Raw genomic sequence first — 15,564 nt, 5'->3', positions numbered from 1 at the left:
TCGGACCTGACGACTACCCGGCTCGTTCCTCCGCGAGCGCCTTCCTCACGCGCGCGGCGGCGCGTTCGAGGATCGCTTTTAGTTGGGCATCCGTCGGGTTGTCCAGGGCGCGCGCCTCGTGGGAGACGTTGGCCAGGGCGTCTTGGATCTCTATGTATGCCCTGCGGCACGGACGCGGGCGACAGTAGGGCAATTCCGCAACGAGCGCCCGGACTCGCGGTCGCTCCATGAGATAGCGCTCATATGCGAGGCCCTCGAGTATCGAGCGGCGCAGCGGAATGTTGTCGCTCGACGTGGACCACCGGAGAGACATATCCGGGCGCAGCCAGAAGCGAACGAAGGCGAGCGCATCGTCGGCACGCGGCCCGTCGGCAACGGCGAGACACAGCACGCCGGACGAGCCGCCAAACGTATTGGCTCTCATCGTCCCCCGCGGCAGACCGATCACGGCGTAGTCGAGATGGGCGTACCGCGCGAGGTTATCGAGCACGCTGACCTTCATGCCGATGTCGTTGCGCTCGAAGTTGACCGACGGGCTGAGGCGCCGCAGGCGCACGTACAGGCGCAGTGCATCCAGTCCCGCCTGGTTGTCGAAGCCGGCGTCGGTGCCGTCCGGGCTGAGATAATCGCAGCCGTAGGCGAACAACAGCAGCGGGAGCTGAAACGTACACTGCGTGTATCCCCAGCGGTCGATTTGGCCGTCGCCGTCCGTGTCCGCCGTGAGCCTCTCGGCTGCGGCCAGAGTCTCATCCCACGTTGTCGGAAGGCGCCGTATGCCCGCGTCGCGGAACAGCGCGAGGTTGCAGAACAATCCGTAGGGATTCCCTTCGATCGGGATCGCCCAGCGCTTGCCGCGATAGGTGACGTTGTCCAAGGCGCCCGACACATAGTCGTCCCAGGGCGCGTCCGGGAGTACCTCTGTAAGCGAGACAATGCGCCCACCGTCGGCAAGGAACGGCAGATGCTGTGAGTAGGTGATGAGCACGTCCGGCGCCGGTTCATCCGCGGCTGCGAGGAGTCGGGCGCGCACTTCGCCGTCTTCGTCTGCGGTGACTCGAGCGGCGCCCCCGCCCGCCTCGCCGAAAGCCTCGGCGATAAGGTTGACGGCCTCGGACTCCAGCCCTGCGACGCAGTGCAAGATCCACAGCGGCTCAGGCGTCGCCAGGTTGGGGGCGGCCAGGCACAGCGCGGTTGCCAGAGCGGCCGTGAAGAAGTGCCGTCGAGTGAGACGCACCAGCATGAGTGTGACAACCGGGGAGTAGGATTCCGCACGCCAGCCGCCCATTCCTGCACGCCGCGCAGGTTGGCGGGCTGCATTAGGCAGACACAGCTTGACACCGTGGATCACGCTGCCCATGAGCCTGATGGGTCGCTCCCGCGCAGAGCGCTCGATGTCGCGGCCAGCATCCCGGTCAGGCTATCCCGAAAAACGATACGCCGAAGGCCAAGGCCCCTATGGCGCCGCTGATCGGCGCACCCGAGCCCGAGGCACCGCCGCCCGCCTTGTCCTCGATCCCTCTCGCCGGTGCATGCGTGTGACGGGAGCATTGCGGGCAGTGATTCAGCGCGCTTCCGCCTGAGCGAAGTCATGCGCACCGTCACTCGCCAAGATGATTCCTGGCAGCTCATGGCGAAAACAGACGACATGTGGGAAGACGAGCTGAAGGTTAAGTCATGGGCGTCCCTCGACGCAGCGCGGCAGAAGCGCGTCATCGCTGTCTGGGCGCTCGTTTGCATCATGCTCGTCGGCGTCTTCTACTGGCCAGTCATCTTTACCGGTTACCGCGATACCCCCGGGCACGACGAGTGGCAAATCATCAACGCAGTGAGCCCTTACGGAGTGGTCGGCGCATACCGCTATTTCGGGCCTTCTTTCTGGCAGCACGCCATCAGTCCGGAGTACGTGTACTATCGCCCTGTCGCTCTCTTCTCACATGCCGTTGACTACTGCCTGTGGGGCACCAATCCCTATCCCGCCCATGCCATCAACATCGCGCTCCATATGGTCAATGTGGTGCTTCTCGGCTGGCTGGTGGCACTGCTGGTGGGCAACTGGCTCCCGGGGATGTTGGCGGCCGTGCTGTACGCCCTCTTGCCCACGCACGCGGAGCCTGTGTGCTGGGTGGCAGCGCGCATGGACGTGCTGTGCGGCGCATTCTCGCTGGCCTCGATGCTCGCGCTTATCCTTGCACAGCGACGTTCGTCGCGGGCACTGGTCGCCGTGGGCGTCGCGTTCTTCCTGCTCGCCATTGGTGCTAAGGAGCCGGGGGGAGCGCTGGTGCTTGTCGTGGTCCTGTGGGCCCTTACCGCCGAGCCGGGCACGCGACGGCTCCCGCTTGCCGCGGCAGCCGTCTTCATGGCACTCGGCGCCGGCTATATCGGTATGCGTTACTTCGCTGGCACGATCATCGAGCCGCCGCAGCGGCATCCCTTCCGGCGCCTCGGATTCCGTTTCCATGCCTATTACCTGAGTCGGCCCCTGACCAAGGTGTACGAGGCCATCCAGACGCGCAGCGTGCTGTGGATGGATTGGCTGGGCCTCGCGAGAGGAGCCGCCAAAGGGATCCTGCTTTGGCCGTGCTTCCGTGCAGCGGGGCTGTTGCTGCTGTGGCGAATCGCGTTCTATCTGCCGGCGCTTATTCTGGTGCAGGCCGACGACCGTTACCTATATGTGCCAGAAATGGGTTCAGCTGGTCTCATGGGCCTCATCGTGTGGCAGGCGGCGCTGTGGCTGCGCCGGTGTCACGAGCATCTCAAGTGGGTTGCCTTGGCCGCGTATGCCTGGGTGCTCGGCGAAAGCGTGTACCTGCTGCTGCTGCGCTTGAGCGGATGGAAATCGCTCTAGGTGCCGTGGCCGCCAGGTCTCAGCGATAAAGCCGGCCTGTTCGCTCCAGCCTAATCCACCCTAGTCCTCCGCCCCGCGGCCGCGAGTGCGTGTTGTGCAGCAGGCCGCCCTTACTGTTCCATTCATATTCGCCGCGCACTGTCACTCGGTCTCCAGTCCGCACCGGCACCCGTGGGGCAAGATCCACGTTGTGCGACACGAGCAGCGTCTGTCCGGTGGCGGTACGGATGATGAAACGTTGGTGGCGGGGAGGTCGTTGATCGTCCTCGAGGGTTCGCTCGACTTCGCCGGGGACGGTCAGCACGACGCCGGACGTCCGACACTCGTAGGCGCGCTGCGCCGCGCGTGCGCCGTCGCTACGGCCGGCGCTGAATCGCCAAAGGGCGGCGGCCGCCGGGATAATCGCCAAGTATATCCAGCGGCGATTCTTCGTCAAGGCTGGCACTCGGTGTCGTCACTCCGGTGAACGTATTGCCATCTACGGGGCAGCGACCTCGCGGATATACCGCATCCGGATTCGGCCACACGCCGCAGTTCAGCTTCACGCCGCGACGTGCGACCAGCACCGGGCATTCGTCGTAGATTACGTGCATGCCCTCGAAGCTCTGACACCCGTCGGTGGTGCGCGCGCAGCGGCGGCATACGAGCTTGGGCGCCAGGCGGCTTCCGAAGACGCGCTTGTAGCCAACGAACCTCAGGCGCCCCCGACACTTGATGCACGTCGAGTTCTCGAGTCGCGCGAAGTTGAGCCGCATGAACTGCGGCCCGTAGCGCATACCGCCCAATTCCTGCTCGTAACGCGGCGGCAGCAAGACGAGCTTCGGGATCGGCAGGCCCACACGGTCCATTGCCAGATGCATGGCGGGGACGACCTGGAGGAGCGGCTTTGCCAGCCACGAGCGGTCAATGGGACGCGTGGTCCCGGTAATCGTCCCCGAGAGCAACAGGAGCAGACTCGCCAGAACCGCCCCGATTACTGTCCCCGCCGCGCCGCCGCCAACGTGGTCAGCCAGCGGCGGAAGCTTGCGGCGCTCGGCGATGTGGCCGAACAAATACCCGGTGCCGACTGCGATGGCGACCGCAGAGATGATGAAGCCCGCCAGATCGCAGAGTACCGGCGCCCAGCCGAGGACAGCCCCCAGGATGGCGGCCGGGGCGAAATAGACCAACGAACCGAGCCCGAGGGCAGCGAAAAGGGCCGCCATATCCCCGAGCCCACGCAGCGCCCCCCTGGTCGCGCCGTAGTAGATGTTGAAGCCGAGGACGACGATAATGAACAGATCAACCTGATTCACTGCGTGCCCTTTTCCCGCACCATGGGCACGAACAGCACGGGGGCGATGGAGGTGACCTTCAGCTTGCCCCCGATTTTCTCGACGAGCAGCAATTGCTGCCCCCGCAGGGCATCCTGCTTGCCCACCGGTATCACCATGCGCCCGCCCTCGGCCAACTGGTTCGCCAACGGCTGTGGGATGTGATCGGGCGCGCAGGTCACGACGATTGCGTCAAACGGCGCGTGTTCCCGCCATCCCTTGTATCCGTCACCGATGCGCGCCTTGACTGTCTTGTAGTCGAGCCGCTTGAGCGTTCCTTGCGCGCGCTTCGCGAGAGACGGTACGATTTCTATCGTATATACGTGCGGCGTCAGTTCCGCCAGAATCGCCGCCTGGTAACCGGAGCCCGTGCCGATCTCCAGCACCTTGTCGCCACGCTTGACCTTCGCTACTTGCGTCATGAGGGCAACGATGTAGGGCTGGGAGATGGTTTGCCCCTCGCCGATCGGCAGCGGACGGTCGGCGTACGCTTGGCTCCGCAGCGACGCGGGAACGAACTCATGCCGCGGCACCTTGCCCATCGCGCGCAGGACGTTTTTGTCCGTGATGTCGCGCGCGCGGAGCTGCTTCTCGACCATGTCGCTCCGCAGGCGAGTGTAGTCCCGCTGCGGCGCCGCCACCGCGGTGACCGCAGCCACTCCGAGCGCGGCCATCGCGACGATCACCCCGAGCCACAAGCCGTTGCGCACGGGCATCCTCCCCTACTCCGACAAGAGGCACGTCCAGACATGACGCCCCCGACAACTTCGGCTTTGCGATACCCCGGTGGGAGCAGTACTAAACGATGCAAGGGGGGACGAACAGACGGCAACCCCACCACGTGGGGCGTCCGAGCGTGAGCGGAACCTACGCGGATCGCCGCCCCTCGTCGGCGAGACCGCGCGACTGCAGCTGATTGGGCGCGCGCGCCCCCGTCAGTGGCAGAACGATCGTGAAAGTGGAGCCTCGGTCCGGCTCGGAATCGGTCTCGAGGCGCCCGCCATGACGTTCCACTATGTCCGCGACGGTTGGCAGGCCGATACCCGATCCGCGTGTCTTGTCCCCGGTCTTGAACGTCTCCAGCATCCGTTCCCTGGTTTCCGCATCCATGCCGTGCCCGTTGTCGGATACAGCGACCACGGCGTGTTCATCGCGGCACTGCGCGGTCACCATGACATGGCCCCCGCTCGGCGGGCACGCGTCGAATGCGTTCACTACGAGGTTGACAATGCACCGATAAATGCCCCGCTTGCTGTGACAGCACTGAGTGAGCCCCGGGTGGAGGCGAGCTTCGAGGCGGATCGCGCGTGTGCGCGCCTCGCCCTGGAGCAGGCTCACGGCATCGGCCACCGTTTCGCTGAGGTCCCCTGGGCACATCTCGTCCGGTCGCTCGGGGTCATACGTCAGCACGTCCTTGCACAGATCCGCGAGGCGCTTGACGTGGCGGTCGAGGATCTCCCACGCGGCTTTGACATCCTCCATGCGGTCGCGCTCGATGCCGCGCCGGATGATGTACGAGGTGCCGATCAGCGCGTGAGCGACATCCTTGAGAAAGTGCGACAACCCGGCCAGCGATTCGCTGATGGAGGCCATGCGTCCCATGGCGACCTCGCTCTCGAGCAGCCGCGCTTTCTCGATGGCGAGCCCGACCTCGACGGCATAGCGCTCTATGAACCATTGGTCGTCGTGGGAAAAATAGCCCTTGGCACTGTTGGCAGCCGTTATCACGCCCAGCACGCGGTTGTCGGAATCGCGGACCGGGACCGCAAGCAGCGAATTCGTGCGACACTCGCATGCGCGATCGAATGACTGGTTGAACGGGGCCCGGTCCTGCGGGTCGCGGTCCTTGTAGGGGTCCTTGACATTGACGACCTTGTTGGCCAGCGCGGCATAGCCGACCGCACTCGTGTCATCGAGGGGGATGTCCACTTTGACCACGCGCCCGCGGAGTCTGAATTGGCCGTGCAAGCGCGGCGGATTCCCCCGCAGCAGCAGCACCAGGCTCCGCTGTGCCTGCGTCAACGTTCTCGCTTGCCGCGTCGTTTCCGCGATGACGGCGTCGAGATTGAATGTCGCGTGAAGCCGATCGTGAACGCCCATCAGCGACTCGACCTGCTCGATCCGCGCGTGCAGGCCGTCAACGTCGCGCACGCCTTGTGCCAGCTTCACGAACCGAAACACCGCACCCTCCTCCTCGCGCACGCGGACGAAGAAGCCGCAGCTGAGGCAGACCTCCTGCTTGTCCACGAAATCTCCCTGCGGCACGCCATCACAGCCGGTCCCGGGCACGGTCCAGCAGATGCGACCCGCGTTGAAGCCGCCGTTGACGCCAGTCGAGGTCGCGTCTAAGGCCGCGGGGCACGGCTCCCGCGTGCTCGGTCCGTGGTCGCAGGCCTTCGCTTCCCAGCAGTTCGTCTTGTGCGTAGATACCATGGCTTTGCCGGCATGGGCGACCGGTGCAGTCGGCTGCGCGGTAGTGGCGGCCGTCGCCGGTCCTACTTCAGGCGGGCGGCCACAACCCTAAGGAGTTCCTCCGGGTCGAGCGGCTTCTCGAGGTACTCCTCTGCGTCCGCGCGCAACACGCCGTCGAGCGGGTACTTGCTCTTCGTGATGTATTTCGCCACGCCGGTGAGGAGTACAACCGGGATTCCCTGGCTCTCGGGCGATGACTTCAGCTTGGCACACGCCGCGAACCCGTCGAGTTCCGGCATCATCACATCCAGCAGAACGAGATCGGGGGTCTCGGACTCCACCTTCGCCAGCGCTTCGACCCCGTTCTCCGCCGTGACGACCTCGTAGCCCTCGGGCTCCAAGATCATCGAGATCATCCGCAGGTCGTCCTGATCGTCATCCACTACCAGGATCTTCTTCCGCGCCTCTGCCATCGCCAAACCTCCGGTTCACGTATTGTCTGCACGACCTACTCGGCGCTGCGGAAACAGGCAACCGATGGGTCAGGCGTCCGCCACTGCGGGTCGCGGCAGCAACCCCGCTTGCTCGACGATCTCGGGCACCTTCTGCTCCCACTCGATCGCCTGTATATGCACGCCACGCACCCCTGCGGTCTCTCGCGCCTGCTCGATAAGCTCGACGCTGATTCTGATGCCCTCCTGCTCTTGGTTCCTGCGCGCCTGCGCCTTGTCCTCGCCCGCGGCGTCGCGGGCGGCCGACATCCGCTCCATCAACTCGCGTGGCACGCTCACGCCCGCCACCGCACTGTCCATGTACTTGAGCATGCCGAGGTTCCTGGGCACGATGATGCCGGCGAGGATCGCGACCTGCTCGTGCAACCCCATATCGCGCGCCGTCCTCATCTGGTGTCGGAACTGCTCGATGTCGTAGATCCCTTGGGTCTGGATGAAATCCGCGCCCGCGTGCGCCTTCTTCCCCAGCCGCAGCGGACGGAAATCCATCGGATCCCCCATGGGCGTCCATACGGCACCGATGAAGAGCGGCGGCCGCATCTCCACCTCGTCGCCTCCCTGCTGCCTGCCGTCGTCGCGCAGTCCCTTGAGAATGGACACGAGCTGAATGGAGTCAATGTCGTAAACGTTCTTCGCGCCCGGATGGCCCTTGAGCCTACCCGCGGCGCCGAAGGACTGGTGGTCTCCGGCTATGCACAGACAATTGCGGATCCCCAGTGCAGCGGCCCCCAGAATATCGGCCTGGATCGCGATGCGATTACGATCGCGGCAGGTCATCTGCATGATCGGCTCCAGGCCCTCGCGCATGATGAGCACGGCTGAGGCAATGCTCGACATCCGCACCACCGCCGTCTGACAGTCCGTGATGTTGAAGGCGTCGGCGAAGCCGTTGAGTATGCGTGCCTTCTCCAACACCACCTCGCCGTTGCAGTCCATCGGCGGGCCGATCTCCGCGGTAACTGCGAAGTGGCCGCCCGCCAGCACGTGCTCCAGATTGCTGCCGCTTTTCACCGTGCCACCCCGCTGTTCTCTTTGCGGGCCGCCAATTCCCGTAGCTCCTCGCGCACCACGCGGCGCGGACCGCCATGGGGTGAACTCGACCAATCGCGCGGTGGCGTCATCTCCGTCAGTCGGTCGAGCGTGCCGAGGTTCTTCATCCGCTCGACGATCAGCGCCCAGCCGCAATCCACGTCCGGGCTTATCTCGCACTTGCCGTCGGTGCTGCCCCCGCACGGGCCGTTGAGGATGGATTTGGAGCAGCGAGCGATGGGGCAGATTCCGCCGGTGAGGTGCAGGATGCAGTTCCCGCATCCCGCACACATCTCCACCCACACACCGGGCTCCATCGTCGCCCCGAAGAACTTCGTATCGAGGCCCGGAAACACCGGCACCTCGCGGAGTCGCTCCGCCAGGAAGTTCACCCCAACGCCGCATGCCAGCGAGACGACCGCGTCAACCTCCTGCCGGGCGGCGCCCTCAATGACTGCTTCGACGAACTCGGGCTCACATTGGCGGGTGACGCAGTCCTCGAGGACCTGCTGCTGCCGCCCCTCGCTGCGCGCTGCGATACGAAGCGCGCAGCCAACGATTCTCACCTCCGTCTCACCGCCGGCCAAGCACACGGTCGCGCAGGTGCCGCACCCCACGACGAGAACATTATGGAAATCCGCGACGAACTCCTTGATCACGCCCAACGGCTTTCTCTCCGCTACGATCATCGGGTTTCGCCTCGCTGTTCGGCTTCAATGAGAGCAAGCTTGCGGCGGGAGACTTGCCAGAAGGCAGTCCATGAGACCTCCGCCGACTCCTTGGTGCGCCATAGGTCTATGCGCTCGCCGCCGAGACCGATCTCGTCGAGCACCTGCTTGACCTGATCCACGCGTGTTGACAGCCGCTCCTCCGCCGTGGGGTACAAGCACTCGCCGTCGGCGCACGCGATAACACAGACCGCATCAGCGCCGTGCTCGAATGGCGCCAGCATGTCCGGCACGCTCAATCGGCCTACGCACGGCACCAGCACGCGGGCGACTCCGGTCTCTGCGACGTCTTGCGGCGTCTCGTCGAGGAATCTGCGGCTGGTGGTTTCGAACAGACAGCAGAAGGACACGATGAGTGCAGGTGCCGATCTGTCCGCCGCCTCCGACAGCACGCGCTCGAGATCGTCCTTGACGCGCTCGGCGCCAAAGCGCTTCAGGGCAATGGCCGCGGCCGGGCAGACGGCGGCGCACAGCCCGCACGCCTGACACTTCTCCTCCGGCATCGCAGCCGTGCTCGTTACCGCCGCCACGCCGAACGGACATATGCGGACGCAGGTCAAGCAAGCGGCGCAGCGCTCCTCGTCCACGAAGGCGCCGGTCGTGCACGCCAGGCATCGCTGTGCCTCGGCGCGCGCCTCGGCTTCAGTGAAGCCGCGTTCGATCTCGGAGAAGTCGGCAATTCGTGCTGCCGCCGGAGTCAGGGATACCTGCACTCGCTCTCGGGCGGTGATCCGTTCGACCGTCTCGTCCGGCAGATCGCCGATGGACGGCAATTCATCCTTGGGGGCCTGCTTCAGGAGTTCCCCGGTGTCGAGGAAATGCTGAATCGCGCGCGCGGCACGGTGACCGTCAGCCACGGCTTCGACTGCCGCGCCCGGCCCAGTAGTGACCTCGCCGCAGGCGAAGACGCCGCGCTCGGACGTGAGCATCGTCTCGGGATCATACTCGAGCCGGTCATCACGCCCGATTCGCACCCCCGAGTCCTGGAGGCAGGTCAAGTCCGCGCGCTGTCCGATCGCGAGCACGATAGTGTCCGCCTCCACCACGGACGTCTCGCTCTCGTCGAAGGCAGGGCTGAACCGGCCGTCCTCGTCGAACACGCGCGTGCAGCGCTGCAGTTCAATCGCGCGCACCGCTCCTTGCTCCGCCGCCACGCTCTGCGGCCCCCACGACGGCGCGAGTCCAACGCCTTCCTCAACCGCCTCCTCGATTTCCCAATCCCAAGCCGGCATTTCACCCCGGGCCTCGAGGCAGGCCATGGTGACGTGGGTCGCGCCAAGGCGACGCGCACAGCGCGCCACATCTATCGCCACATTGCCGCCGCCGATAACGACAACCCGCTCGCCGAGCGCCGGAGGATTCCCGCTGCATACCGCGCGCAGCAGGGGCAGTGCCAGCAACACCCCGTGGCTGTCAATCCCGGGCACCCCGAGCGCTCGACTCTCGCTGAGGCCGGTTGCGATCAGCGTGGCCGCGAATTCGCGCTGTAGCTCGGCCAGCCCGACGTCGCGCCCTACCGCGCAGGCGGCGCGCAGCTCGACCCCGAGCGCGAGGATATCGTCAATATCCTCACGCAGCACGTCGTATGGCAAGCGGTAACGGGGGATGGTCGTGCCCAGCATGCCGCCGGGCTCGGATGAGCCCTCGAAGACGGTGACGCCGAAGCCGGCACGGGCGAGGTCGTGGGCTGCCGTCAGCCCGGCAGGGCCCGCGCCGACGACGGCAATGCGCTCACTGCGAGTTCGTTTCGCAGGGGCGCGGCGGCGAGAGCGATAGTCCCGCGTGGTCTCGACGACGAAGCGCTTGAGCTGACGCAGCCCGACGGGAGCATCAACCTTAGTGCGCCGACAGCTCTCCTCGCACGGATGGTGACAAATGCGTCCGCAGACCGAGGTGAAGGGATTCGCCGCTAGGAGCAAGTCGAGCGCATCCTCATATCGTCCCTCCATGACGCGCTCGACGTACAGGCGGGTATCGGTATGAACCGGACACGCGACCAAGCACGGTGCATGACGCTCGACGTAGGTATCCATCCCAGCCCCTGACACAATTTCGGTTCGCACTGGACAGAATCGTGAGACCCGCCCGCAGTTCTGTTATTCTCCCATTGGCAGGCGGCGCTGTCAAGGGGCAAAATAAGGCGTGATTCAGTCTGTTTCTGATGCAAAACTGCACTTTGTGAAGGCCATCACAAGCAAGCATCGGCGCTAGAAATTGCCCCGGTTCGGTTAGCGCCACGTGCGCCAAGCGGAGGGCGGGGCAAGTGTCGGGTGATATGGGATGTTCTGCGGCTCGGGATCCGTGCTCTGCCGAAAACGCGCTGCCGCGCGGGGAGTGCCTGGCGAGGACACCGTCAGCGCGCGTGTCGAATGCGGCTGATGCGTCGAACGGCCACCCAGACCATGGCCACAAGGGCGGCGAGCAGGAGCAGTTGCGACCAGAGTTCACGATAGCCCAGAATCCATGGCCACAGGCTGAAGATGGCGAGGAAGATAAGCACCCACTCAACTATCACGCCGATGTTGCGCATGGTTGGCCGAGCATCCTTTCGCGCCCCAGGCCCCTGCGCGCGGGGATGCGGCGCAGGCGAGGCGCATCGGTCCACGGGAATGGGGTCGGTGTGTTACCCAAGGGCTTCTGGGCAGAGGGATCACACTCAGAGGCCTCATTCCCAGAAGTCTCGCGGTCTTTCCTGACACCGGAGATTCTAGAGATAACGCAGATAGACATATGCAGTGGAGATGACCAGGGATTCGAGCACGACCGGGATGCCGTACTTGAGGAACTCGGTGAACTTGATGGGATGCCCGTTGCGCTCGGCGATGCCGGCGACGACGACGTTTGCCGATGCACCGACAAGGGTCGCATTCCCGCCGAGGCAAGCCCCGAGCGCGAGCGACCACCACAGGGGCATCATCTGAGGGCCGCGCACGACCTCGGCGATATTAGCCCCGGGCGGCGCCAGCCCGGGGGCCAACTCCAGCAGCATCGGGTTGACGGTGGCCACGAAGGGAATGTTGTCCACGACTCCTGACAATCCTGCGGAGACCCAGAGTAGAACGATAGCCGTCACGGCAATACTGCGCTCGGCGAGGGCGAGCAGCCAGCGGGTTATCGCGGTGATAATGCCGGTGTCGATGAGCCCGGCCACCATGATGAAGAGCCCGATGAAGAAGAGCAGCGTGGGCCACTCGACGTCGTGGAGCACTTCCTCGAGATCGGCGCCGCTCATGACTAGCAGCAACGCGGCGCCGGCGAGCGCGACCGTGGCGGGCAACAGGTGAACGACCTCATGGAGAAAGAACCCGATGATGGTCAGGCTGAGCACGAAGAGGCAGCGCCGCAGCAGCGGCCAGTCCGTTATTGCCTTGCTCTCGTCGAATTCGTAGATACGCGCGCGCGCCTCTTCGGTCACCGTCATGCCGCTGCGGAACAGGTAGCGCACGGTAGCGGCATAGGCGATGAAGATGATAGCGGCGACAGGCGCGAGATTGAGCACGAAACTGAGAAAGCCGAGCCCGGCGGCGCTGCCGATCATGATGTTGGGCGGGTCGCCGACGAGAGTGGCGGTACCGCCGATGTTGGAGGCCAGGATCTCGCTGATGAGAAAAGGCAAGGGACTGATGGAGAGCGCTTCGGCGATGAGAATCGTGACGGGCGCAATGAGCAACACCGTCGTCACGTTGTCAAGGAAGGCCGACAGTACCGCGGTTACGGCGGAGAAGAGGAGGATCATGCGCATGGGCTCTGCGCGAGCGGCCTTGGCGGACTTTATCGCCAGCCACTGGAACACGCCGGTGCGCCGGGTCACCGCCACGATGACCATCATCCCGAGGAGCAGGAACACGGTGTTCCAGTCCACCGCGGCAAATGCAGTGCTCTGGTCAACCACGCGGAGCAGCAGGACGAGGGCGGCGCCTGCGAGCGCCACGACTGTGCGATGAAGGCGGTCGGTCGCGATGAGTGCGTACGCGCCGAGAAAGATGCCGCCTGCTAGAATCGCTTGGTTACTCCCGACCATCAGGCCCGCTCGCCTCGCCGAAAGTGCGGCTGGACGATTTCGTCCACGATCTCTTCAAGGCCGACGATGCCCACCACGCGGTCGTCGCGCGTGACGGGGACCGTCGCAACGTTCTTGGTCACCATCAACGCCGCAATTTCCACAACCGGCGTATCCTCGGTCACGGAGATATCGGACTGCCGCGCCACATCGCGCACCTTCATGCTCCCTACCTCCTTGATGCGCGTCTCGAACGGCTCGAAGTCCTCCGGGAGAAACGCGAGGTCGCCGATATCCTCCGCGTACTTGGGCAACAATAGGTGGACCAGCGTGCGATCATCCACAATACCCAGCGCTCGACCGTCTTGGTCAACTACCCCGAGACCGGCGTGGCCGCTCTCGTGCATCAGCCGCGCCGCGTCCGCAACCGTCGCGTCCGCTGCTATCGTCACGGCGTCTCGCTTCATCACGTCTCGCGCGCGCATGGCAATTCTCCTGATCGCTGGCCGCGAGAGCGCAACCTGCACTCCGCGGGTATCGCCCCACACGGAGTGTCGGTTCGACGGCATTAACCGGCGTGCCTGCCCCAGCCATCCCCCAACGGCCAGCCGCCGGCCGGCTCGCCGTGCGGGGGCAAGGAATACGGATCTGACAGGACGAAGCTAATGGGGTTCTTGCGTTCCTGGCGAAGCGTCGTACCGGGGCATCGTGTCTGGCAACTGCAGTACGGAAGCGTCTCGAGTATTGCGACGGAATGCAAGACGCCACATCAACAGGCCGGGGAGGCCGACGCAGCAGCCGCCTGTCGTTTGCCGTCGAGTCGGCGTGACCACGAGGCGTGAGGAGATGTGCAGCAAGATAAGACGAGATGCCGTGCGGATCGGGTGTGCCATCATGCTGGCGGCTGGTGTCGCGACCACATGCCACACGGCGCAGGCGGGTGAGTTATGGTCGCTCGCGCGCGGGTACGTATGCCACGCGACCGACGCGCCGCCGGTGGTGGATGGGCGCCTCGATGATTCGTGCTGGTCCGGCGCCGAAGTTGCCGGCGGATTCGCGGTTCGCGGCGGCGGGTACGCGGACCTCGCGCCGGTGCAGACCCGCGTTCGGTTCTGTCGCGATGACGAGGCGCTCTACTTCTCCGTGCAATGCGATGAGCCGAGTGCCGAACTGCTGCCGCGCGGGCCTCGGCGCCGCGACGCCGATGTGTATGAAGATGGCTGCGTGATGCTGCTTGTCGACTCAGGCCATGATGGCGAAGGCGGCACCGACATCGAGATCGCATTCGATGCTGCAGGGACACAGTACGATTTCGGCTGGAATATGCGCGAGCTGTGGGACGGTGAGTGGACCTGCGCCACAGAGATTGGCGCCCAGAGTTGGGCCGCGGAGCTTCGCATCCCCTTCACTGATCTGAGGGAGGAACCTGCAGACGGCGACATCTGGGGCGTGCAGGTCGGCCGCTGGCGTATAGCGGACAGCGAGGAGCAGGTTTCGCTGTGGTCGCCGGTGCCGCAGGAATGGTACACCAAGCTGTGGGTCGCTCCGACGTTCGGCCACCTCCTGTTCGGTCACCGCGACGACATGGCGGCCGAGTACGTGGCTCAGGTCGCCCGGGGCATCGACAGCGCCGCTCGCGAGACGGAGAAGACGCTGAGCGAAATCGGGGCGCCTGAAGACGTTGCCACGTTTCGCGCGCTCTCGCGCCGACTCGGCAAGATTGAAGCACGAACGGCTGCAAGGCCCGGGCTGACCGGTGACGAGTGGGCCGGTGCGATGCGGGAGGCGGACGAGATCGCCGCCGAGCTTTCGGATTTCGTGTGGCCGCTGCTATCCGCGGCGATCCTTGCCGAGTCGGCCGCGGATAGGTCGCGCTTGGCCGGGCAGATTCGCGCCGAGAGCGCCTCCGAGGGATTGGCATACGAGGACTTCCTCAGGCTCGATGTCGATGCGGATCACCAGCTGTCGGACAACTTCCCTACTCCCCACGTGGACTGGGCCGCGCCGCTGCCGGGTGGGCCTGTGAAAGCTCTGTTCCTGGTGCAAATCGGGGCTGGCGACGCGGGCAACGAACCGAGCACACGCGTGCGCGAGGTGGTGGAGCTTGGCCAACGAGTTGAGATGCAATACGACGCAGCGTTTGTCTGTGGCAGCCGGCTGTACGGCGGCAAACGAGGGCACGCTCGGGTCGCGCGGCTGTTGGCGCGAGACTACGACGTGATCGTCATGGCGAACGCGTCGCTCGCGGCGCTGGCGCCTCAGGAGCAACACGCCATACTGCGCAAGGTCGCCGACGGCGCCGGTCTCCTGTTAGTCGGCGAGCAACCGGATTGGCTGCTCGCCGGCGTTGACCGGGATGCGACCTCGCAGATACCGACGGGGCTGGACGCCGCGCCGGAGATCGCGTTCGCTGACGGCGAAACCCCACTTGCCCGCCAGGTGCACACCTGCCGCATCGGTAGCGGGCGCGTGGTTCAGGTCAGCTATCCCAATCGAGACCTGCTGTCCTTGACTCCGAGATTACCGTATGCTCCGGCCAACGTCAATGCCTACGAATACCACATGGCCTTTACCGTGCGAGCGCTCCTCTGGGCCGCGCACCGTGCGTTGCCGGTTGAGTTGACGGCGATGCCGCTGCAAGGGCGGCGTATTCCGCGCGTGCGATTGCCGCGAGAGCTGACGATTGCCCGCGGAGGACCTCGCGGCATGGAGCGTTTTGACTTGG

General features: G+C 65.2%; 14 protein-coding genes. 2 read left to right on the top strand and 12 right to left on the bottom strand.

The genetic code is table 11. From position 1 onward, the window contains the following. Positions 1-13: 13 nt before the first annotated feature. Complete coding sequence (locus tag JSV65_14610) at positions 14-1,285, bottom strand: extracellular solute-binding protein (GenBank protein ID UCH33781.1); 1,272 nt, start codon at positions 1,283-1,285, stop codon at positions 14-16. 303 nt (positions 1,286-1,588) lie between these two features. Here JSV65_14610 and JSV65_14605 point away from each other — a divergent pair, with 303 nt between their 5' ends. Continuing rightward, positions 1,589-2,845, top strand: coding sequence for a hypothetical protein (locus JSV65_14605; protein UCH33780.1), 1,257 nt, complete (start codon positions 1,589-1,591; stop codon positions 2,843-2,845). 19 nt (positions 2,846-2,864) lie between these two features. On the opposite strand, the gene JSV65_14600 is transcribed toward JSV65_14605, so the two are convergent. The 11 genes from JSV65_14600 to JSV65_14550 all read right to left on the bottom strand — a co-directional run bounded on the left by JSV65_14600 (position 2,865) and on the right by JSV65_14550 (position 13,324). Next, positions 2,865-3,260, bottom strand: a complete 396-nt coding sequence (locus JSV65_14600; protein UCH36792.1) for a DUF3465 domain-containing protein — start codon at positions 3,258-3,260, stop codon at positions 2,865-2,867. After that, positions 3,202-4,140 (bottom strand): CvpA family protein, encoded by a 939-nt coding sequence (locus JSV65_14595; GenBank protein UCH33779.1) that lies wholly within the window; start codon positions 4,138-4,140, stop codon positions 3,202-3,204. The genes JSV65_14600 and JSV65_14595 overlap by 59 nt, the downstream gene beginning before the upstream one ends. Next, on the bottom strand, positions 4,137-4,832 hold the full coding sequence (locus tag JSV65_14590; protein UCH36791.1) for a protein-L-isoaspartate(D-aspartate) O-methyltransferase: 696 nt from the start codon (positions 4,830-4,832) through the stop codon (positions 4,137-4,139). The genes JSV65_14595 and JSV65_14590 overlap by 4 nt, the downstream gene beginning before the upstream one ends. 193 nt (positions 4,833-5,025) lie before the next feature. Beyond that, the gene (locus JSV65_14585; protein UCH33778.1) at positions 5,026-6,591 is read right to left on the bottom strand and encodes a GAF domain-containing sensor histidine kinase; all 1,566 of its coding nucleotides are present in this window, start codon (positions 6,589-6,591) and stop codon (positions 5,026-5,028) included. Between the two features lie 62 nt (positions 6,592-6,653). Next, entirely contained in the window at positions 6,654-7,043 is a 390-nt protein-coding gene (locus JSV65_14580) for a response regulator (GenBank protein UCH33777.1), read from the bottom strand. 69 nt (positions 7,044-7,112) lie between these two features. Further along, complete coding sequence (locus JSV65_14575; protein UCH33776.1) at positions 7,113-8,093, bottom strand: methylenetetrahydrofolate reductase; 981 nt, start codon at positions 8,091-8,093, stop codon at positions 7,113-7,115. After that, a complete protein-coding gene (locus JSV65_14570; protein UCH33775.1) occupies positions 8,090-8,800 on the bottom strand; it encodes a methylenetetrahydrofolate reductase C-terminal domain-containing protein in 711 nt (236 codons plus the stop codon). Before JSV65_14570 ends, JSV65_14575 begins: the two co-directional genes overlap by 4 nt. After that, positions 8,797-10,902 (bottom strand): FAD-dependent oxidoreductase, encoded by a 2,106-nt coding sequence (locus JSV65_14565; protein ID UCH33774.1) that lies wholly within the window; start codon positions 10,900-10,902, stop codon positions 8,797-8,799. Before JSV65_14565 ends, JSV65_14570 begins: the two co-directional genes overlap by 4 nt. Before the next feature lie 290 nt (positions 10,903-11,192). Then, entirely contained in the window at positions 11,193-11,369 is a 177-nt protein-coding gene (locus tag JSV65_14560) for a hypothetical protein (protein UCH33773.1), read from the bottom strand. Between the two features lie 177 nt (positions 11,370-11,546). Then, positions 11,547-12,860, bottom strand: coding sequence for an ArsB/NhaD family transporter (locus tag JSV65_14555; GenBank protein UCH33772.1), 1,314 nt, complete (start codon positions 12,858-12,860; stop codon positions 11,547-11,549). Next, positions 12,860-13,324 carry a CBS domain-containing protein gene (locus JSV65_14550; GenBank protein UCH33771.1) on the bottom strand — a complete coding sequence of 155 codons (465 nt, stop codon included), beginning with the start codon at positions 13,322-13,324 and terminating at the stop codon, positions 12,860-12,862. The genes JSV65_14555 and JSV65_14550 overlap by 1 nt, the downstream gene beginning before the upstream one ends. A 340-nt stretch (positions 13,325-13,664) precedes the next feature. On the opposite strand from JSV65_14550, the gene JSV65_14545 reads away from it, so the two are divergent. Further along, the coding region (locus tag JSV65_14545) for a hypothetical protein (GenBank protein UCH33770.1) at positions 13,665-15,564 on the top strand (1,900 nt) is incomplete at its 3' end.

This window comes from Armatimonadota bacterium (assembly GCA_020354555.1).
Classification (GTDB): Bacteria; Armatimonadota; Hebobacteria.
This window is presented reverse-complemented; position numbering and strand designations above follow the sequence as displayed.